Consider the following 20461-nt stretch of genomic DNA (forward strand, 5'->3'; position numbering starts at 1 on the left):
CAACTGCAAGACCTCGCCGAGCAACACCGGAAGTTGCGCCAGATCATGGGCGTCGGTGAATGGGACGAGAGGACATCCTTCCATTGGCAGCGCATCCGCGACAACGTGTGCCTGCTGCGGCCGAGCACGATTGACGCCATCTGCCAGGCGATCGTGGCGGAGGGACATCGGCTCGATCCGGACGCCGCTCCCGAGGCTCGGATTTCCGGCGAATCACCGATTTCCAGACAGGCACTAGCTCGACGACGAGCAAAGCATCGTGGATTGGAGAATTGTGACGGATTGAAGTTCATTCTTCTTTATCCGTTTTACTCCTCGATGTCCTCCGCGTAACCCGGCGGGAAGATTCCGTCATCGGCCAAGGGCTCGTCCTTTGTCTCGTTTTCATCAGAAAACTGCCGCAGCCAGAATTCCACTTCGCCGGCGGTCGGTTGGCTCGGTTTGATGAACGCGGGCGGCGGCACGCCCCGCGCGGCACGGTGGTGCGCCAGGTCGCCATACCAGCGGTCGCTGTCGATCGCTTTCGCGCGGCGGCGGCGGGCGGCTTTTTGCAAGCGATGGTCGGCCGATACCACCAGCAGCTTCCGCGGAGCCGAATCTGCCCGGATCAACTCTTCGATCAACTCGTCGGCGGTTTCGTAACCGGCGGCGAACAGCACCGTCATGCCTCGATAGACAAAGCTGCGCGGCAGGCCGGGCGGAGCGTTCCGCGCGTCGAACACGACGGTGGTCGTCGCCAGCTCGTGCGGACCGAGCGACTCGGCTACAAAGTTGAGCAGTGCCAGCCGCGAGCGGTGCAGTCCGCCCGGCCCGACGCCGCGGCCCACGATGCCCGCCGCGTGCATCAGGTTGTAGCCGTCGATGATCAGGGCCATAAACGATTTACGCGAGCGGCGCGTCGATCTCCACCGCCAGAAACCCTGGCAATACAAAAAGAATGATCAACAGGCCCTGGAGCGTCGTCGGCATGCGGCACTCGGCCGATCAGCGGTGATTAAGCAACGGAATGATCGCCAGGAGTCGTCGTGGTCGAGGAGGTCGCGCTCGTAATGGCAGTGCGCACGTCGGGTGATGCGGCCGGCCTCATGGCTCCTGCGGCCGGCTTTGCCTTTTTTTGAAGCTGGACGACAAACTGGTTCGATGCCGCGTTCGTCGGCATCGCAATGGAGCCCCTTTCCTCGTGAAACAGTACGCCACTGGTGGCGGCGCTGGGAGCTGTGGCCATTCAAACCTCCGGTTGATTCAGGCAATTGTCTGCCATGATTATACCCGTTGGGCGATCGAGCGACAAATACGTCACTACATGCCGTCGTAGCGAGCCGTAACGATCAGGGGCAGGACGACAGCGCATTCGCGATTCATCGGCCGAATGGAAGAAAACGGCGCGGCGTTGCGGTTCAAACCCCTCCGAGGTTCAATGGACGATCGCGCAGTTCGGCAGCGCCCGCTGTAGCTGGTGGGTGCCCTGTTTGGTTATGCCGGTGCCGTGCAGATGTGCAAGGCCTTGTCCGGTGACTCGCGTACCGATCAGGCCCAGAGTGCAGAGTTGCCTCAGCGACGAGAAGTGCGCAAGGTCGGCATCCGAGAGCTGCGAGTTGCAAAGGGTGAGGAGTTCCAGGCCCGTCAACGCTTCGATGTTCGCCAGGTCGTTCTCGCACAAGGCGCCCTGGAACCCAACGGCAACGGGTTCTTGGAAATACTGCCGGCCAACGAACGTGAGCAAACCTGGCTGGTTCTCGCCTGAATAAGATACGCCCGCGCCGATTTGAGCGAGCGCCGCTGCCGCGCGACGCTGCTTCTCGGTGTTCTGCAACTGCATGCCGAGCAGGCCGAGACTCGTCCCCACGAACAGAACCAGCACAAACAGGGATCGCAGGCCGAACTGCATGCGGCGACGCACGAACCAAACGCCCGCGCTGGCGGCTAGGGTCACCATTGCCGCGGTGGCCACCACCAACGACCAGAATTGCCAGCCGAGCCCCAGCTTGCGCCAGAAATCTCCACGCAGCAGCCACCAGGCCAGCAGCTCTGCCAGCAAAGCCACTGCCAGCACGGTTTTCACGTTCACGCATCGGCGCGGCGGAGAACGTTGCGAAATGTTCGAAGCGTTGGCCATGAGGATGAGCGAGCCACAGAAGACCCGCAGCAGTTGTCTCGCCACGCCCTCTTTACTCAGTTGTCAGCCACCGTTGGCTGAGATTCCAAGCCCTAGTTCGTTCAGCGATGCGGCGGACACCAGTGCGCAGCCCAAAGCCGTCAACTGCTCGCTCGACAAGGTTTCCAAATGTGCCGCGACCGATGGCGGCAACGGCCCAAAGCGCGTTTCGAGTTGCTTCCGCAGCAGTTCCCTCTGTCCTTCCAGCTTGCCTTCCAGCTTGCCTTCCAACTTGCCGCGCTCAAGACCCCGTTGTTCGATTTGATCTAAAAGTCCCATTTCCATTGCTTGCACCTCCGAATCTGGATGGTTCCGTACCATGTCCTCAAACTGCTGCCGCTGATCGTCGTCGAGCGGCAGATAGGCGCTCAGACATTCACACAGCAACGTCTTTCGATAGGCGTTTTCCGGGCAATGCACAAGCCTCTGGAGCGCCTCGCCCGCCAACGCTATTCTCCGCTCTTTGCTGACGCGCATCAAGGCCGCCAAGGCCACGCCCAACCAGTTGTCTTGCCGCATATATTGCTCGGCATCAAGCGCCGGTAGACCGACGTAGGGATAGTTGAAACGCACGAGTTGGTGCTCCCAGAAGTATTCCTCGTAGACGTCCCAGCCGATTCCCTCCAAGCCGACCCTCAGATAGACCCCGATCGGCAGCACCGGCAAGCCGTGGCGGCGACGTAGCGGCTCATAGTAGTGGAACATTCGCTGCCGTAGAGGCGCGACTTTGTCAGCGGCTTCGATCTCCACGTGGACCAGGGCAAGCCAACTCTCCCCCGAACGGCGATCGGGTCCCGGAACCGGCTCCCGCGTCGCCAGCTTCGCGACGACATCCACAAAGCGACTTTCGCCCTGGAGCGCATCGCTGATAAGCTCCTTGTCGAGCCATTCGACGTCATTGAAGTCAAATCGTTCGGCCCAGCTTGGGAAGAAGAGCCGAAAGAACTCCGCGAAGAACTCTTGAAGCAGTCGCTTGAAACGAGGGTCGTGCATCTCTCTTATCTCACTCGGCTGGGGCGCGGTTCGCTGATCGAGGCCCAGGTTTGCCTTACGGGAAGTCTGCCATTATGCCCGTGACCGGAAGCGGATCTAGCACGAGATGGGCCAAAACAAGGGGGAAGGTTGAACTACTCCCAGCGCAGCACCAAATCCCCCGTGTCCACCTGGCTGCCGGGCGAAACCAGCACCTCGGCCACCTGCCCGCCACGCTCGGCGTAAATCGTCGTCTCCATCTTCATGGCTTCCATCGTCAGCAGCTTTTGGCCTTGCGCCACTTTGTCGCCGACCTTGACCGCCACGTTCACCACCATGCCGGGCATCGGCGCGCCGACCTCCGCGGGATTGCTCGCATCGGCTTTCGTCCGCCGGCTGACCGCTTCTTCCAAGGTCAGGTCTTCCACCGTCACGTCGCGGGGTTGGCCGTTCAGCTCGAAAAACACCGTGCGGCGGCCGTCGGGCTGGGCATCGCCGATGGTCAGAAACTTGGTGATCAGCGTCTTGCCCGGCTCGATCTCGACGCTCATCTCCTCGCCGGGCTGCGGGCCATAGAAGAACACCGGAGTGGGCAGAATGCTGGTGTCGCCATAGTTCTCTTCGTGAGCGATGAAATCGCTGACCACGCGGGGATAGACCAGGTACGACACCACGTCGCGGCGCGACGGCCCGCGGCCGAGCCGCTTCTTCAACTCGGCCGCCGTCTGGGCGAAGTCGGCCGGCGGCAGGCTGGCGCCGGGCCGTCCCTCGACCGGCGTCTGCCCGCGCAGCACCCGCTTTTGCACTTCCGGCGGAAATCCGCCCGGCGGCTGGCCCATCCGCCCCGCGAGCAGATCGACCACCGATTCGGGAAACGACAGCTCGCGGTCGCTCTTCAACACATCGTCGACCGTCAGGTTGTTGGCGATCAGAAACAGGGCCATGTCGCCCACCGCTTTCGACGACGGCGTGACTTTCACGATGTCGCCGAAGAGCTGGTTCACGTCGGCATACATGCGACAGATCTCGTGCCACCGCGCGCCGAGGCCGATGGCGTGGGCCTGCTCATAGAGGTTCGTGTACTGTCCGCCCGGCATCTCGTTGGTATAGACCTCGGCCGTGCTGGCCATCATGCCCGTCTCGAACGGGGCGTAAAACTCGCGCACCGCTTCCCAATAGTTGGCCGTGGCTTGCAGCGCGTCGCGGTCGAGCCCGGTGTCGCGCGGCGTATAGCGAAGGGCCTCGACCACCGAGTTGAGATTCGGCTGCGACGTCAGGCCCGACAGCGGAGCGAAGGCGGCGTCGGCGATGTCGAGATCGACTTCGGCGGCCTTCAAGATGGCGGCCGCCTGCACGCCGCTGGTGTCGTGCGTGTGGAAATGGATGGGGATGCCAATCTCCTGCTTCAGCGTGCGGACCAGCAGCTCGGCCGCGTAGGGCTTGCACAGCCCGGCCATGTCTTTGATGGCCAGGATGTGGGCGCCCATCTTTTCCAGCTCCTTGGCCATCTCGACGTAATACTTCAGGTCGTACTTCTTGCGGCGCCGGTCGAGCACGTCGCCGGTGTAGCAGATGGCGGCCTCGCAGATCGCGCCGGTCGAGAGCACCGCGTCCATCGCCACCCGCATGTTCGGCATCCAGTTGAGCGAGTCGAAGATGCGGAACACGTCGATGCCCGCCGATGCGGTCTCTTCGACGAACGTCTGCACGACGTTGTCGGGATAGTTCGCGTAACCGAGCGCGTTCGACGCTCGCAGCAGCATCTGGAACAAGACGTTGGGAATTCTCTGCCGCAGATCGACCAGCCGCTGCCAGGGGCACTCCTTCAAGAACCGCATGGCGGTGTCGAACGTGGCGCCGCCCCACATTTCCAGCGAGAACAGGTCGTGATGGTTGCGGGCGTAGGCTTCGGCGATCGCCAGCATATCGTGCGTCCGCAGCCGCGTGGCCAAGAGCGACTGGTGGGCGTCGCGCATGGTGGTGTCGGTCACGAGCAGCCGTTTTTGCGCCAGGATCCACTGACTGAATTTCTCCGGCCCCAGCGTGAGGAGCCGCTGCCGCGCGCCCGACGGCAGCGGTTGGCTGTGGTCGAGCACCGGCAGCGGGGCCGGCTGGCGGCGAATGTGCTTGGGCCGCTCCTTGACGATGGTGTTGCCGTTGACGAGCACGTCGGCCAGATAGCGGAAGAGCTTCGTGGCCCGGTCGCGGCGGGCGACAAAGTGAAACAGCTCCGGCGTCTCGTCCAGGAACCGAGTGGTGCAGCCGCCGGCGATGAACTTGGGGTGCGTGACCAGGTTGATCAAGAAGGGAATGTTCGTCTTCACGCCGCGGACGCGGAACTCTTGCAAGCAGCGTTCCATGCGTCGGGCGGCATCGACGAAGCGGTTGCCCGACGTGATGACCTTGACCAGCAGCGAATCGTAGTAAGGCGTGACCAGGGCGCCGGAGAAAGCGGTGCCCGCGTCGAGCCGCACGCCCGGCCCGCCGGTGGAGCGATAGTGGGCCACGCGGCCGTAGTCGGGCCGAAAGTTATTGAGCGGATCCTCGGTGGTGATGCGGCATTGAATGGCGTAGCCTTGCGTGCGGACGGCCGTCTGCGAGCCGAGGCCGATCTCCGGGTCGTCCAGCCGCCGGCCTTCGGCCACCAGTAGCTGGCACTTCACCAGATCGACGCCCGTCACCTGCTCGGTGCAGGTGTGCTCGACCTGAATCCGGGGGTTGACCTCGATGAAGTAAAACTGATCGGTCTGATCATCGACGAGAAACTCGACGGTGCCGGCGCTCTCGTAGTTGACGGCGCGGCCGATGGTCAGGGCCGACTGGCAGATGGCGTCGCGCAACTGCGGGTCCAGATCGAGCGAGGGGGCGATCTCGACGACTTTCTGGTGCCGTCGCTGGATCGAGCAATCGCGCTCGTAGAGATGCACCAGGTTGCCGTGCTTGTCGCCCATCAACTGCACTTCGATATGCCGTGGCCGGGCGATGAACTTTTCCAAAAAGACATCGGGGCTGCCGAAGGCGCTGTGGGCCTCGCGCTGCGCCTGCTCAAGCGAGGCGGCCAGGTCTTCGGGCCGATTGACGACGCGCATGCCGCGGCCGCCGCCCCCTTTGGCGGCCTTCAACAGCACCGGGTAGCCAAGCTGCTCGGCAAGCTGCTCGGCCTGGGCGGCGCTTGCCAGCGGGCGGCTACTGCCGGCCAGCACGGGCACGCCGGCTTGTTCGGCAATCTGCCGGGCCACAATTTTATCGCCGAGTTGCTCCAGTATGCGCGGCGAAGGGCCACAGAAGAGAATGCCCGCCTGTTCGCAGGCCCCTGCCAGCTCCGGATTCTCCGAGAGAAAGCCGTAGCCGGGATGGATGCCGTCGACGCCCCGTTCCTTGGCCACCTCGACGATGTTCTCGATGTCGAGATAAGCGCGGATCGGCTCACCGGTGCGGCCCACCAGATACGCCTCGTCGGCTTTGAAGCGGTGCAGGGCGAAGCGGTCTTCGTTGGAATAGATGGCGACCGTGCGGATACCGAGCTCGTGGGCGGTGCGGAAGACGCGGATGGCGATTTCGCTGCGGTTGGCGACAAGCAGTTTTTTGATGGATGGCATGTTTTCCAAGCGTGACCCGGTGGCGTTGTTTCTTGATTCGCCGCCTGCGCGAAATCGTCACAATCTAACATCCTCTCGGCGGGCGAAAAGGGCAAGGTGGGGCGGTCCTGCCCGGAGTCGCCAGCCGTTGGTCTGCCGGTGACGGGACGATTTCGTTCGGATAAGATCACTGCATGAGGCTTAAACACGTAACGGTCGAAAACTTCAAGGGCGTTCGCCGGGTTGATTTTCCCACAGAGGAAGCTCCTCATGCGCTTCGCTCGCTCACCGCCCTCTTGGGCGACAACGGAAGCGGAAAAACGACCGTACTGCAGGCGATCGCCCTGACGCTGTCGCTGGCGACGCGCCGCACACGCGACATGGCGTCGTTCGGTTGGCACGGCTTCCTGCCAGAGCGCGTTTCCAGCCTTGGACCGACTTTTGTTGAACTGCAGGTCACGTTCGAGCCGGAGGAGGTTGCGCTTACCAGCGACCTGTTCAGCGCTTGGCAAGATTCGCTCCCACCCGAACGCAAGCAAACGATGAGACTTGTGCCGCCGTCAGATTTGGACGAGGTAACGCTGCGATTCGAGCAGGGACGGGTTGGTTCTCCTCAGGGCTTTGATGCGGTCAACCAATTTCTCGGTCGCTACTACGTGAAGGCTTTAAGAGACTCGCGGCCGGATTTGAAAGAGCGTTTTGCAAAACTTGGCGACATTTTCTGGTTCGACCAGCATCGGAACCTCGGCACTCTGATGGCGGAGGATCTGGCGAGCGAGAGCCGGTCCCGCGAACGTCGGCAAGCCGGCGACGTCGAAGACCGCCTGCGCGAAGGGTGGCACGCGGGCGTCGAGCAACTGCGAGAGTATCTGGTCGGGTGGTGGGGGCACCATACCACGGTGCCGCTTCGTGGGAAGGATTTCATTCGTCCGCTTGAGGAACGGTTCCAGACCGTGTTTCCGGGTACGCGATTCGTGGGAATCATGCCCCGCGGCGGCATCACCGCGCCGAAGGCGAACGATTTTTACTTCCTGATCGACCGCGACGGCCGGGTTTATGACCTCGCTGAAATGTCTTCCGGAGAACAGGCTGTGTTCCCCTTGGTGTACGAGTTTGTGCGACTTGATATTCAGCGTTCCGTGGTACTGATCGACGAACTCGAATTGCACTTGCACCCGCCTGAGCAGCAAAGGCTGTTGGCGGCCTTGCCACGAATAGGCCCCGATTGCCAATTCCTGATTTCGACGCATTCCGAGTTTCTCTCGTCGGCCATCCCGAACGAGCAGGAAGTCCGTCTAGACAGAGGAAGCCGGTGCCTATAGCCAAGTTGTTTGTCGAGGGCACCCTTGAGGTCCAACTTTTCGCACCAATCCTGCTTGGGAGCCCGGTGCCATACCAAGGCGGCTCGAAGTACGCGCTGAAGCCGCGTGCGCGAACGGAACGTCGAGAGAACCAGGTAGCCGCCGGCTACCTTCGCGACCGCGACTTCGATTTTGATCCCCCGGCCGATCTATGGAAACCGACCGAAGATGGTGTGGACCATGGCATCGTCTTCGGCTGGCGATGGTGCAGGCACGAGATCGAGAATTATCTCATCGACCCCGCGGTGGTCGGCGAAGTGACGGCTTGGCCGGTTGCCGAGATCGAAGAAGCGCTTCGCGCGGCGGGGAGAACAATCCGGAGCTACCAAGTCGCCAGGTGGACCATCGGCCTGGTCCGCCGTGCCTTGCCGCCGCACTATGAACTTAGGACCCGGCCCGACGGGTTGAATGAGCTCGAACTTCCATCCATACTCGATTCGGCGAGAGTCAATGAATGGGCGTCCCAAGCGATCAACCAGCATCGGGGGCCGATGGTCGCCGCTACAGACGCCGGTGCTGTGCAGAATTCGTTAGATGCGTTCGCCGCGCGTTTCGACGACGCATTCGTCGACGATGTGACGAACATATTGGTCTGGTTCTCCGGCAAGGACCTGCTCGCTGGAATGGCTGAATGGCTACTTGCCAAGGCTGTTGTAAACCCCGGAGCGTTCCGGGCCCTCCTTCGTGACTGGATTATCGCCAACCCAGAGCGAGCGCTCGTCTTATTGCCCGAGTGGAACGCTTTGGTCGAGGCTCTAAGGGCTTAGTCGAGCTATCCTTATGATTGTCGCCATTGATGGACCCGCCGGGGCCGGCAAGAGCAGCGCCGCTCGCGCGCTGGCTCACCGCTTGGGGTTCCGCTTTCTCGACACCGGCGCCATGTATCGCGCCGTCGCGCTGGCCGGACTACGGCGGCATGTCGACTTTGACGACCACGACGCCGTCGCCCAAATGGCGAGGCAAATCTCAATCGCGCTCGACGACGACCGCGTGCTGCTCGACGGCGACGATGTGACGCACGAAATCCGCACGCTGGCAGTGACCTCGGTCACGCATTACCCGGCCAACAACGCCGCCGTGCGCGAACACCTGGTCGAGCTGCAGCGGCAGTTCGCGGTCGGGCAGAACGTCGTTACCGAAGGGCGAGACCAGGGAACGGTCGTCTTTCCCCATGCGGAGTGCAAAATCTTTCTCACGGCCAGCCCGCGGGAGCGTGCCCGGCGGCGGCACCTCGATCTGACGGACCACGGCGAGCACGTGACGCTGGAAGATGTATTGGCCGATCAGAACGAGCGCGACCTGCGCGACGCCAGCCGCCACGTAGGACCCCTCAAGCCGGCCGCCGATGCCGTGACGTTCAACACCGATGGCCTCTCGGCCGACGAAGTGGTCGACCGCCTCGAAGGTCTCGTGCGGGCAAAAATGGCATGAAGCGCGGCCCGACACGCTCTTTGCCGAAGCGGCTCTGGTACGGCTTTGTTCACGTGGTTTGCCGCCTGCTGGCGACAGTGCTGTTTCGCATTCGGGTGCGCGGCCGCGAGTGGGTGCCGCGGCAGGGCGGCGTGCTGGTGCTGTCGAACCACCAGAGCTATTTCGATCCTGTTCTGGTCGGGCTGGCCTGCGACCGGCGGCTGAATTATCTGGCCCGTAATTCGTTGTTCCGCGTCCCCGGTTTCCGCTGGCTCATCGAGTCGCTGGATGCCATTCCGATCGATCGCGAAGGCCTGGGCTTGTCGGGCCTGAAAGAAACGCTGCGGCGACTGAAGAGCGGCGAGCTGGTGTTGATCTTTCCGGAAGGCACGCGGACGCGCGACGGCGAGGTGGCGCCGCTCAAGCCGGGCTTCAGCGCGCTGGCCAGGCGGGCCGGCGTACCGTTGTTGCCCATGGCGATCGACGGCGCCTACGACGCCTGGCCGCGGCGGCGGTTGTTGCCCGGCCTGAGCACCATCCACATTCAGTTCGGCCAGCCGCTCTCGGCCGACGCGGCGTCCGCGCTCGATGAGCGGCAACTTGTGGCCGAGATCGAGCGGCGGATTCGCGAGTGCCACCGGAAGGCACGCGCGGCGAGGCAGGCAGCTACCGCTTAACATACGACGCTGGTGCAGCGCCGGCCTGCGGATGTACAATACGACGAATCGCTCATCGGCAATCGCCGCGGCCACAATTGCATAGCTCGGGAGGACGTCTATCATGCTTGCATTGCGTTTCGGGTTCCGTGCGTGCGCGATGCTGATGGCATTCTCGGTTTCACGCGTGTCTCTGCTCGGGGGTGAAAACACTCAGCCTGCGGCTGACTTTGAACGGCCATGCAGACCACGTTAAGTCCGTATGCTTCAGTTCCGACGGGACTGCTGTGGCTTCATCCGACTGAGAGCCAAGGCTAAGACCGCAGCAACTCCCGCGCGGCAGCAAACACGCGATCGAACATCGGCTCCGTCAGTTTGCCCGTGAACGTGTTCTGCTGGCTGGGGTGAAAGCTCCCCAGCAGCCAGCGGCCGCCGTGTAACGAGACCTGTGCGGCGTGGGCGAACTTCGGCGCGGCGCCGGAAAGCCATTGCCGCCGCCGCGCCTCACGCACGACGCCGTCCCACGCCAGCCGGCCCAGCGCCAAAAAAACACGCACCCGCAGCACGTCGACCGTCTGTTCCAGCCAGTGCCGGCAGTTGGCGATTTCGTCGGGCCACGGCTTGTTGCCGGGCGGAGCGCAGTGGCAGATCGCGGTGATCGCACAATCGGTCAGTTCCAGCCCGTCGTGGCGATCGACCGAGGTTGCTTGATTGGCAAAGCCGGCCTTGTCCAGCGCGCGGAACAACCAATCGCCGCTGCGATCGCCCGTGAACAACCGGCCGGTGCGATTGCCGCCGTGCGCCGCCGGAGCCAGCCCGACGATCAACAGCCGAGCTCGCAAATCGCCGAAGTTGGGCACCGGCCGGCCCCAATAATCCCAGTCTTGGAACGCGCGGCGCTTCTCACGGGCGACGGTTTGGCAATAGTCCCTCAATCGCGGGCAAAGCTCGCACGCCACGATGTCGCGGTTGAGCTTGTTCCAGTTCGACATGGGCCCAACCTACGCCGCGACCTAGACTTTTGCAACGACCCGCGCAACGGACATCTCCGGCCTATTGCCATTTTTCAGGCGGCCAGTCATCATGGCGAAGCGTAGCGGTGGCGCAGTCTACATCGAATGCGTTGACTTTTCTGGCTGGACGTTTTCCGATCCCGAGACATTAACGAAGCAGGAGTTTACGGTATGACGCGAATTCACTATCTGGCGGTTGTCTGTGTGCTGGCCGGTCTGGCGACGATGAGCGGCCGTGCCGATGCCGGCGCGATGCGGGGGTGCGGGGCGTGCTGTGCGCCGTGCGCCCCGTGCGTGCAGTACGACGTGGTGTACGATGTGCGCGAAGTTCAGTGCCTGCGCACCGTCTACGAGACAGCCTATCGCTCCTGTACGTTCACGCAATGCCGGCCCGTGTATGAAACGGTCTATCAGGAATGCCCCGACACGGTTTGCCGCATGGTCTACGAGACGGTGGAGAAGCCCGTCACCTGTACGGTGATGAAGCCGGTTTACTCGACGGTCCAGCGTCCGGTGTGCCGTGTGGTGTGCGAGCCGGTGACCAAGTGGTGTACTTACTGCGTCGACATGGGCCACTGGGAGCGGCCGGCCGCGGCGGACGGCTGTTGTGCGCCGTGCCAGGTCTGGGTGCCGAACGTCGTGCAAAAGCGCGTGCCGGTGACGCATTATGTGGCCCGGACGGTGACGGAGACCGTGCCGATGCAGGTTTGCAGCCTGGTGCCGCAGGTGGTCACCAAGGTTTGCCGCTATCCCGTGTGCCGGATGGTGCAGGAGAACATCGTGCGGCGGATTCCGCGGATCACGTGCCGCGTGGTAAGCGAGCAGGTGACCAAGCAGGTGCCCTATACGGTTTGCCGGCAAGTGCCGTATACGGTGAAGATTCGCGTGCCTCGTTGCGTGCCTCGTCCCTGCGCCTCGAACTGCGGCACCTCGCCCGCTCCGGCGCCGCGGCAGGCGGACGTCGAACGTCGCGCGCTGGAGGCGCTGGGCCGCGTGGCCTAGATAAAACGAAAACCGCCTGGGACATGTTGCACGGGTCCATGCCCAGGCGGTTTCGCATCGCGGCAGATTCGCCAGTAGCCAGCGCGAGGTCGCTCGGCGAGAAGTCGCTCAACGGCGAGACTTGCTCTTGGTCACTGATTTTCGCGAGGACGTGACTCGCGGCATCGTGTATTGGCGCTTGATCGCAGGCGACAGGGCGGCGCCCTGCGACGCGGGTTCTTCGGTCATTTCATCGGCATCGCCGTCGTAAGGCGTTGGTTCGGGCGGCGGGGTGGGCAGGTCGCTCGGTCCGGCAGCCGTCGGCGCCTCGTAGCTCTGCAGATCGCCGCCGCAGCATGACGAGCAGGAAGAGCACGACGAGCAGCACGAGCGGCAACTCTGGCGGCAGCTCTGCCGGCAGGCCCAGGCCGCACACAGTTTGCACTTCAGCGACTTGATGCGAAACATCAGTCCCGGCCGGCAAGCCCGGCAGCAGGTGCCGCACGACTCACAACCCCCGCAATGACCGCCGCCGTAACCATAATCGTTCCAGGCGCCATAGTAGCCGCCATATCCGCTCGAAAGTGTCTGCCAGGGCGGCAGGTGGTTTGCCGGCAGCCGGGCCGACCTGGAGGTCACCGGCGGCAGAGGATGACTCGGGGCCGGCGGTTCCGGAATCTCGTCGGACTCCGTTTGGGCCAGAGCCAGGCTGGAGATCGCCAACAGCGACGACGCGATGATGCTAAGTGTGCCAAGCCGCATAGTTCGTTTGCTCCTTGCTAACCAAAATCTTCCGGGAAGGGCCCGTTTCAGGCCCGACAAGCGTTATACCTCGCACGCTTGTTAGCAACGATCGGCCTCTTCTTACCCGAAAAATCGGAGAAACTGGCACGGCCGCTAGTGGCGGCGCAGCCTGTGTAGATTGACAGGAGAGATGAGGGATCGGGGATCAGGGATGAGAGGTCAGGGATGCGGGTTATCTCTCATCCCTCATCCTTTCCGCCTGTCACGCTAACGCCTTCCAATTCTCCAGAGGTGCGCGTCGCTGCGGAACTAGAGCGCCCCGTCGGACGCGGCCGGCGATCCCAGAATCGGCTCGCCAAAATCGTACTGCGAAACGAGCTTGCCCGTCGCGCCCAGGCGCACCACCTGGGCGACGCCCTTGTCGCTCACGCAATAGAGATAGTCGCCGGCAAAAATGGCCCCGTGAGTCGCACGCGCCAAAGGATTTCGCCGCTGGCCGCGTCGGCGCACGAGAGGGCCGGGGCGCTGTTGATCGTATAAACGCGCTCGCCGCCGACGATCGGGCTCGCCGACGCCGGGCCAAGCTTGGTCTCTTGCCAGGCAAACTCCGCCATGTCGCCCGCAGGCTTGAGCGCCGTCAGGCCGCCGGCGGGCAGGTAAACCTGCTTGGAGTCAGGACCAAGGGTCCCTGGTTGCCCTGGCAAAGGGCCGGTGAAGTCCAGTTCATCGCCTGCTGGCGGTCGAGTCGCCAACGGCTCATGCCGGTCTCGATGTCGATGCCTGCGGCGAACGATTCGCCTTTGTTCTCGACTTGCACCACGACCGTGCCGTCGACAATGATCGGCGAGGAGGCCATCCCCACGTCGTTGGCGGCGGTGGGATAATCGTAGCCGAGTCCGCGGAGCCAGAGCAGGTTGCCATCGAGGTCGAGACAGACCAGATCGTTCGACGAATAGAAAGCGACGACCCGCCGGCCGTCGGAGTCCGGAGTGGGCGCGGCGACCGCCATGCTGGGATGGCAAAGCGTGCGGCCCGTGGCCCAAAACTGCCGCTCCCACGCGCTCCGGCCTGTTTCAGACTCGAAGGCCAACACGTGCAAGCGGTCTTGCTTGAAACCGCTCGACGCGGTGACGATCACCAACTTGCCGACGACGATGGGGCTCGACACGCCCCTGCCGGGCAAGTCGGTGCGCCAGGCGATCTTGCCGTCGCCGTCGCCGTCGTCGTCCCAGGCAGTTGGCAGCGATTCAGCGGTGGCCTCGCCCGTGGTCTCGTTGCCGCGGAATTGCCGCCAGTCGGCCGATGCACCAAGTCCGTGCGTTGCCGCGGCGACCGAGACGGTGAAAAACACGAGCAGGCGATGGTGGTACATGCAGAGGTCTAGTTGGAGTGTGGAGTTGTGATCGTTACAAGGCACCCTACGCCGCGGACGCCGTTTCGCCGGCGTCCGCGGCCGGCATGCCGTCGCCCTCGGCGGCTTGGTGGGCCGTTGCCGCGCCGACCCCGGCCAGCAACGCGCCCACCAACGACGTCGCCAATTGGCCTAAAATCGGCCGGATTAAGCTGAAGACCGGCGCCCACAGCCGGCTGATTGCGCGCCGCCGCGGTCCACCTCGCGCGGCGGGTGGTTCCTCGACCTCGACCGGTTCCGGTTCCTCCGCGGGTGAAAAGAGGACGGCGGCCAGCACAAACCCGCCCGCCACGGCGGCGCCGGCCACAAGCCACGGGTGCCGCTGGGCCCACACCTCCAGGCTGGCCGTCTCGCGCAGCGTCCCCTTAATGTCGTTCCAGGTCTCGTACAAGGCGGCCTGCGCATCGGCCGCTTGAGCATCGAGAAACTCCGCCTCGGTCATCGTCGATTCATCGGACGTGGTGTTGATCATAGAGTCGCTCGCTCGCGGGCACTGTGGCCGAACTGCCGCTGTTGTTCGCGCTGCCGATGTTCATACTTTTGCCGGGTCCGCTTTCGCGACGCAGCCACCCAACTGCCGTAAATGGCCGCCACGCCGATTGCCACCAGTGCCATGGCCGACGCACCGACAATCAGGCTGGCCAACCAGCTTCGTCCGCCCAAAGCCAACGTGAGCCCGCCCGCCGCCCCGTGCAGCAAGAGCACCACCGCGGTGACGACCCAGGCCGCGGCGGCCAACAGCACGACGATCCCCACCACCGCCAACACGGCCAAGCGACGAACGCCGAGCAACATGCGATCGGTGCGGGCGGCCCATTGCTGGCGAAAGTACGCCTGAAGCTCGTTAAGCTGCAAGCGAAGTCGCGCGACCGGATCGTCGTGCGACGACGCTTCGTCGGCGGGTGATTCTTCGTTGAACCGCGGTTGCGTCATGATCGAGATCGATCCAATCGAGAGGCCTTGCCTAGTGGCCGCGGCTACTTGCGACGCGTCCAAAGAAATCCCAGCGCGAACCCAACGCCGGCCGCGACCGCCACCGCGGTCACGGGCTGACTGCGGATCTGCTGTTCGACGGATTCCGCCAGCTCGGCCGCCTTGCCGCGGCCCAGATCGAGATAGTCGCCGGCACGGTCCCTGAGAGCGTTGAGCACTTGCTCCGCCGTCTGCCGCGATCGATAGCCGATGTCGTCGGCCTCGGTCGAACCGGCGGCTGCCCGAAACGTTTCCGAGGTTGCGCTGCCGTGGAAGCTGCCGTCGCTCATCGCCGTTTCTCCTGTCTGCCGATCTTTAAAGCTCTGCCCGTACGGGCATCTCGCCGTCCGCATTCGGCGTGCCATCCACTCAGATCCTGAGTTACTTGGCCAATCTCTGCCCCAGCCACCACCTTCTTGTGTTGCTAAGAACCAAAATGACTGATGCGCGCTCAGATCGCAAGAGATGCGCACGGCTTATCCGGGCCTAACATGCGATTTGAGGGTGTGGCACGTAAATTGCTGGCAGTTCGCGGATTTGGTCGGTAGCTCCATGAAGGCCATTGATTCTCTGCCGACACATGGGATGATTAAGGCAAGACAGTCGCGAAGTGCTGACCACCTAACGATAGGCAGAGGGAGTAATGAGAGTATGGCAACGATGACAACACGCGGCAAAGAGGCGAACCGTGCCGAGCTGCACCGCGGTCGTCTGCGAGTGGCGGTCGCCGACGACGAACCCGAGGTCCTCTCCACGCTGGCCCAAATGTTGGAAGCACTGGGGCACGACGTGGCTTTCGCCGCCTCCACCGGCCGCGAGTTGGTCGAGCATTGCCTGACGGGCGAGGTCGACCTGGTGATGACCGACATTCGCATGCCCGACATGGACGGCATCGAGGCGGCCGCGGTCATCTACGAGAAGGTCCATCGGCCGATCATTCTGTTGTCGGGGCACTGCGACAAGGAGCTCATCGAGCGGGCGGAAGAGAACCACGTGTTCGCCTACCTGATGAAGCCGGTGACGGCGATGCAACTCGAGCCCGCCATCGCCTTGGCCACCCGCCGCTTCGAAGAGTTGCAGGCGCTGCAAAAGGAAGCGGCCGACCTGCGGCAGGCGCTGGCCGACCGCAAGCTGATTGAACGGGCCAAGGGCCTATTGATGAAGCATCTCAACGTCGACGAGCAAGAGGCGTTTCGCCGGCTGCAAAAGTTGGCCAGCAGCAAGAACAAGAAGTTGATCGAGGTTGCCGAAATGGTATTGATGGCGGCCGAGGCGCTCAACGGTTGAAGGCATCGGCAGGTTTGACGCCGCAGTGGTAAGGTAAGGGGCCAGCGAGAGGCATCAGGCGTCAGGTTTGAGGCGTCAGGGCGACGTTCCCTACGTCTTCGTGACGCCTCACGCCTGATTCCTGACGCCTTAGAAACGGTGGGCCGGCGCTCGCAAGCTCGCTTGTCCCACCTTACGTGCCTGGGCGGAATAAGGTGTGGCTTTGACGCGCAGACTTCTGGAACATCTCAATCACGAGCTTCGCTCGCCGATGACGGTGGTGGTCGGCCTGACCGACCTGATGTCGCTGGCCCCGGCCAGCGCGGAGCAGGGGCAGTTCTTGCAATCGGTGAAGCTGGCGGCCGAATCGCTATTGCGCATCTTGGACGAGGCGGTCGATCTCTCGCGGCTCGAAGTCGGCGCCCTGGAGTTGAACGAAGGGGCGTTTTCGCTGGCCGACGTGGTGGCACAGGCCCACGAGGCGCTCTCTCAGACAAGCGCTCCGATCGAGCTTGCCGTTGCCATCGACGAGTCGGTGCCGCCGCGGCTCGTGGGAGACGCCGACCGCGTGCGGCAAGTGTTGGTCGCGCTCGCCCGATCGGCGGGCAAGTTCCGCACGGGACGGGCTTATCAGCTTCGCATTTCGGCCGGGCCGGCGCTCGAAGGCAAATTGATTTTGCACTTCGCCCTGGGCGATCCCGAGCGGACGTTCGAGGCCTGCGACGCCCACGACTGCGGCGGGCAGTTCTTGTCGCCGGCCTATTTTGCCGAGCGCGGTTACGCCGGGCCGGGGCTGGCGCTGCCCGTGGCCGCCGGACTGGCCCAGTTGATGGGAGGCCATCTGTGGATGACCGAGAGGCCCGATTCGCCCGTGCTGTTTCGGCTGATGGCGCGGTTCGGATTGCCCGACAGCCGTCGGCACGCCGATTTTTTGGCCGCCGTCGAAGAGGAGCTGGCTTTGCACCCGCCCGGCGCGCCGTTGCGGCTGCTGCTTGCGGAAGACACCATCGCCAATCACCGCTTTTTCACGTCGGTTCTGGCCGAGCGCGGCCACAAGGTCGTGGCGGTCTCGAATGGGCAGGAGGCTCTGCGGGCGTTTGGGTCGCACGGTGGGGACACGGGTTTCGATCTGGCCCTGATCGATCTGGAGATGCCGGTCATGAACGGTTGGCAAACGGCCGCCGCTCTGCGTCAGCTCGACGCCTTCCGGGTCCGCCCGGTGCCTCTGGTGGCGCTGACGGCACACCGCACCGATGCCGCCGGCGAGTTGGCTCACGCGCCTTTGTTCGATGCGGCGATCACCAAACCCTGCGAGTTGGGCTACTTCTACCGAGTTATTGAGACGCTGGCGAGGGGGAGCAAGTCCGCCGGCGACCCAGTTACGGATGATGCGCTCGCTGACAGCCCGTCGAGCAAAGAGCGCGTGGACTATCGCGGCACGCTTCGCCGCCTAGGGGGCAATCGGTCATTGTTCTGCGATTTGGTGCGGTTTTACCTGGAAGACGCGCCGGTGGTCTTGGCGGCGTTGGCCAGCGCGCTTGAGCGCCGCGACCCGCCCAGTGTGGAGCGCGCGGCACACAGCCTCAAAGGCCTCGTGGCGAACTTCGGCGCCAGGGACGCCGCGCTCTTGGCGGCCGACTTGCAACGCCTCGGCCACGAGGGCGATTTGAGCGAAGCGGTGGCGATCTACGAGCAGTTGGAGCGCGAAGTACACCTGGCGCGCCGGGAACTGGAAGGCTATCAGACGGCATTGCAATCGAACGAACCGAACCCCTAGCGTGCCAGGCCTGCGACTCGAAATCTACCGTCACGACCGGCTCGTTCACGCCGACGAGATCCATCGACCCGTCGAGCTGGGCCGACAGCAAGCGCCGCGCGAACCGCTCTTTCACAGCCAGCCGGGCGCCAGCGCCGACCGGCTGGTGGTGGCCCCGATCGAAGAGCGCACCGTCTCGCGCCGGCACCTGCTCGTCGAGCCGCTGACCTTCGACCGGCTGAGGATCACCAATCTTACCGATAAGGGAACGGTGCAGCTCGACGACCTGCTGATGGAGCCCGGCGCCACGCGCGAACTGGACATGCCTTATCAGTTGAACGTCGGCGATTATCAGGTGCGGTTCGTGCCCGTGCAGGAAGCCACGGTCAACCTCCGGACCCCGCCATCCACCGAGGAGTCGCCCCTGATCAAGTCCGAGTTGCTCTCGGTGCCCTTGGTCGATCTGGCCCTGCTGGGCCCCCACCAGTCCGAATCGTTGCTCGCCTGGCTGCAGGAGATCACCGTGCTGCTGCAAAGCGCCGCGCACTCGGAAGATTTCTTTCAGCGCGCGGCCGCGGCGGTCGTCAAGCTGGTGGGACTCGACACCGGCCGTGTCTTGCTCTACGAAGAAAACGGCTGGCAGACCATCGCCAGCAGCACCCGGACGCAAGCTGTCGCGTGCCCGGTCCAGCGCGAGCCGAGCCATCGAATGCTCGAAAACATGCGTACTCAAAGACGGACGATGACCCGGCAAGGGACGGGCATGTCCAATGCCCGCGGCAGCCTGATGGACGTGGAGGCCGTCGTCGTCTCGCCCATCGTCGACCGCGACGGCGAAGTGATCGGCGCCCTCTACGGCGACCGGGTCCGCGGCGCAAGTCCCACGGCGGCCCCGGAAATCACCCACGCCGACGTGCTGTTGATGGAAACGCTGGCCTGCGGCGTCGGCGCGGGGTTGGCGCGGCTGGAGCAGGAGCATGCGGCGATCGAAGCGCAGGTGCGGTTCGAGCAGTTCTTCACGCCCGAACTGGCCAAGCAGCTCATGGTCGACCCCAACCTGCTGGCCGGCCGCGACACCGACGTGACGCTCCTGTTCTGCGACATTCGCGGCTTCAGCGGCATCTCGGAGCGGCTGGGGGCGGCGGGCACGATGCAGTGGATCAACGACGTGCTCGGCACGCTCTCGGAGTGCGTGCTCAGGCATCAGGGCGTGCTGGTCGATTACATCGGCGACGAGATGATCGCCATGTGGGGCGCGCCGGTGGAGCAGCCCGACCATGCCCGGCTCGCTTGCCGGGCGGCCGTTGAGATTTGGCAAACCATGCCCCAGATCAGCCAGCGCTGGCAAGAGCGGCTGGGCGCCGAAACCCGCGTCGGCATCGGCATCAACACCGGCCTGGCCCGCGTGGGCAACATCGGCAGCCAGCGCAAGTTCAAATACGGCGCGCTGGGCAACACCGTGAATCTTTGCAGCCGGGTGCAAGGAGCGACGAAGTACCTGCAGACGGGCATTCTGCTCACGGCCCAGACGCGCGCGCGGCTCGACGAGAGCTTCGCCGTGCGGCGGCTGTGCCAAGCGCGGGTGGTGAATATCGCCGAGCCCGTGACGCTTTTTGAGTTGAAGGCGTCGCCCGGCGAGACCTGGGCGGAGTTGTGTCAGCGGTACGAAGAAGCGCTCGACGAGTTCGACCGGCAGCATTGCGAACAGGCGATGTCGCTGCTGCGGGACTTGCTCAACAAGTTTCCCGACGACGGCCCGTCGCTGGTCTTGCTGTCGCGGGCGGTGCCGTTGCGCGACTGCGTCGGAGAGTTCAGTCCGGTCTGGGAATTGCCGGGGAAATAGGGCGAGTCGCGTAGCAGAATTCGCGCGAATTCCGCGCCGCCGCCGCGCAGCGATACCGGCGGCCTTCCCGACACAAAGGCCAGTTCTGGCCCGCGCCGCCCGTCGAGAACGCGGAGGAAACCCCACCATTGGCCAACTGTCGGATTCCGACAGTTGATCAGGTGTTCCGCGTCCCGCCGGCAAGCCAAGCGAAAGATCATCACGATCTAAAACACTTGTGAAAAATAGGCGTGGTTCAAAGCAGGGTAACACTTCCCGTTGGAGTTCTGCCAGCACCTCCTGCCGGAAGTACCTGCCGCTGCGTTGGTTACGTCCTGACGCGGCCCACGCAGGGCGGCGAAAG

19 protein-coding genes and 1 pseudogene are annotated in these 20461 nt (G+C 63.8%); 9 read left to right on the plus strand and 11 right to left on the minus strand.

The annotated features are described in order from the left end of the window. Window positions 1–186 (plus strand): annotated as a pseudogene (locus VNH11_26340) (ISNCY family transposase). Window positions 187–308: 122 nt separating this feature from the next. Here VNH11_26340 and VNH11_26345 read toward each other — a convergent pair. The 4 genes from VNH11_26345 to VNH11_26360 form a co-directional block, all read right to left on the minus strand. After that, window positions 309–875, minus strand: a complete 567-nt coding sequence (locus VNH11_26345; GenBank protein ID HVA49914.1) for an NYN domain-containing protein — start codon at window positions 873–875, stop codon at window positions 309–311. Window positions 876–1414: 539 nt separating this feature from the next. Then, the gene (locus VNH11_26350; protein HVA49915.1) at window positions 1415–2062 is read right to left on the minus strand and encodes a hypothetical protein; all 648 of its coding nucleotides are present in this window, start codon (window positions 2060–2062) and stop codon (window positions 1415–1417) included. Between the two features lie 117 nt (window positions 2063–2179). Then, window positions 2180–3148 carry a DUF4351 domain-containing protein gene (locus VNH11_26355; GenBank protein HVA49916.1) on the minus strand — a complete coding sequence of 323 codons (969 nt, stop codon included), beginning with the start codon at window positions 3146–3148 and terminating at the stop codon, window positions 2180–2182. Between the two features lie 134 nt (window positions 3149–3282). Continuing rightward, on the minus strand, window positions 3283–6726 hold the full coding sequence (locus VNH11_26360; protein ID HVA49917.1) for a pyruvate carboxylase: 3444 nt from the start codon (window positions 6724–6726) through the stop codon (window positions 3283–3285). 173 nt (window positions 6727–6899) lie between these two features. On the opposite strand from VNH11_26360, the gene VNH11_26365 reads away from it, so the two are divergent. The 4 genes from VNH11_26365 to VNH11_26380 are packed head-to-tail and all read left to right on the plus strand — an operon-like array spanning window position 6900 to window position 10153. Beyond that, entirely contained in the window at window positions 6900–8027 is a 1128-nt protein-coding gene (locus VNH11_26365) for an AAA family ATPase (GenBank protein ID HVA49918.1), read from the plus strand. Next, entirely contained in the window at window positions 8018–8833 is an 816-nt protein-coding gene (locus VNH11_26370) for a hypothetical protein (protein ID HVA49919.1), read from the plus strand. The genes VNH11_26365 and VNH11_26370 overlap by 10 nt, the downstream gene beginning before the upstream one ends. A 13-nt stretch (window positions 8834–8846) precedes the next feature. Further along, window positions 8847–9497, plus strand: a complete 651-nt coding sequence (gene cmk, locus VNH11_26375) for a (d)CMP kinase (protein HVA49920.1) — start codon at window positions 8847–8849, stop codon at window positions 9495–9497. Then, window positions 9494–10153, plus strand: a complete 660-nt coding sequence (locus tag VNH11_26380; GenBank protein ID HVA49921.1) for a lysophospholipid acyltransferase family protein — start codon at window positions 9494–9496, stop codon at window positions 10151–10153. Before cmk ends, VNH11_26380 begins: the two co-directional genes overlap by 4 nt. A 293-nt stretch (window positions 10154–10446) precedes the next feature. Here VNH11_26380 and VNH11_26385 read toward each other — a convergent pair whose 3' ends face one another. Continuing rightward, window positions 10447–11124: a uracil-DNA glycosylase gene (locus VNH11_26385; GenBank protein HVA49922.1), complete on the minus strand. Its 678-nt coding sequence runs from the start codon at window positions 11122–11124 to the stop codon at window positions 10447–10449. 192 nt (window positions 11125–11316) lie between these two features. Between VNH11_26385 and VNH11_26390 the strand changes: the two genes are divergently transcribed. Further along, a complete protein-coding gene (locus tag VNH11_26390) occupies window positions 11317–12147 on the plus strand; it encodes a hypothetical protein (GenBank protein HVA49923.1) in 831 nt (276 codons plus the stop codon). Between the two features lie 108 nt (window positions 12148–12255). Here the strand turns inward: VNH11_26390 and VNH11_26395 are convergent, their stop codons facing one another. The 6 genes from VNH11_26395 to VNH11_26420 form a co-directional block, all read right to left on the minus strand. Then, window positions 12256–12888, minus strand: coding sequence for a hypothetical protein (locus VNH11_26395; protein HVA49924.1), 633 nt, complete (start codon window positions 12886–12888; stop codon window positions 12256–12258). A 291-nt stretch (window positions 12889–13179) separates the two neighbouring features. Continuing rightward, the gene (locus VNH11_26400; protein ID HVA49925.1) at window positions 13180–13350 is read right to left on the minus strand and encodes a hypothetical protein; all 171 of its coding nucleotides are present in this window, start codon (window positions 13348–13350) and stop codon (window positions 13180–13182) included. A gap of 157 nt (window positions 13351–13507) precedes the next feature. Beyond that, window positions 13508–14242, minus strand: coding sequence for a PQQ-binding-like beta-propeller repeat protein (locus VNH11_26405; GenBank protein ID HVA49926.1), 735 nt, complete (start codon window positions 14240–14242; stop codon window positions 13508–13510). Window positions 14243–14288: 46 nt separating this feature from the next. Then, window positions 14289–14753, minus strand: a complete 465-nt coding sequence (locus VNH11_26410; protein ID HVA49927.1) for a hypothetical protein — start codon at window positions 14751–14753, stop codon at window positions 14289–14291. Further along, a complete protein-coding gene (locus VNH11_26415; GenBank protein HVA49928.1) occupies window positions 14750–15214 on the minus strand; it encodes a hypothetical protein in 465 nt (154 codons plus the stop codon). The genes VNH11_26410 and VNH11_26415 overlap by 4 nt, the downstream gene beginning before the upstream one ends. 44 nt (window positions 15215–15258) lie before the next feature. After that, a complete protein-coding gene (locus VNH11_26420) occupies window positions 15259–15543 on the minus strand; it encodes a hypothetical protein (GenBank protein ID HVA49929.1) in 285 nt (94 codons plus the stop codon). Window positions 15544–15904: 361 nt separating this feature from the next. Here VNH11_26420 and VNH11_26425 point away from each other — a divergent pair, with 361 nt between their 5' ends. From VNH11_26425 to VNH11_26435, 3 genes are all read left to right on the plus strand, one after another. Beyond that, window positions 15905–16540 (plus strand): response regulator, encoded by a 636-nt coding sequence (locus VNH11_26425; GenBank protein HVA49930.1) that lies wholly within the window; start codon window positions 15905–15907, stop codon window positions 16538–16540. Window positions 16541–16742: 202 nt separating this feature from the next. Then, window positions 16743–18296, plus strand: a complete 1554-nt coding sequence (locus VNH11_26430; GenBank protein ID HVA49931.1) for a response regulator — start codon at window positions 16743–16745, stop codon at window positions 18294–18296. Window position 18297: 1 nt separating this feature from the next. Continuing rightward, a complete protein-coding gene (locus tag VNH11_26435; GenBank protein HVA49932.1) occupies window positions 18298–20118 on the plus strand; it encodes an adenylate/guanylate cyclase domain-containing protein in 1821 nt (606 codons plus the stop codon). Window positions 20119–20461 lie beyond the last annotated feature (343 nt).

The sequence above is a fragment of the Pirellulales bacterium genome (assembly GCA_035533075.1).
Classification (GTDB): Bacteria; Planctomycetota; Planctomycetia; order Pirellulales; family JAICIG01; genus DASSFG01.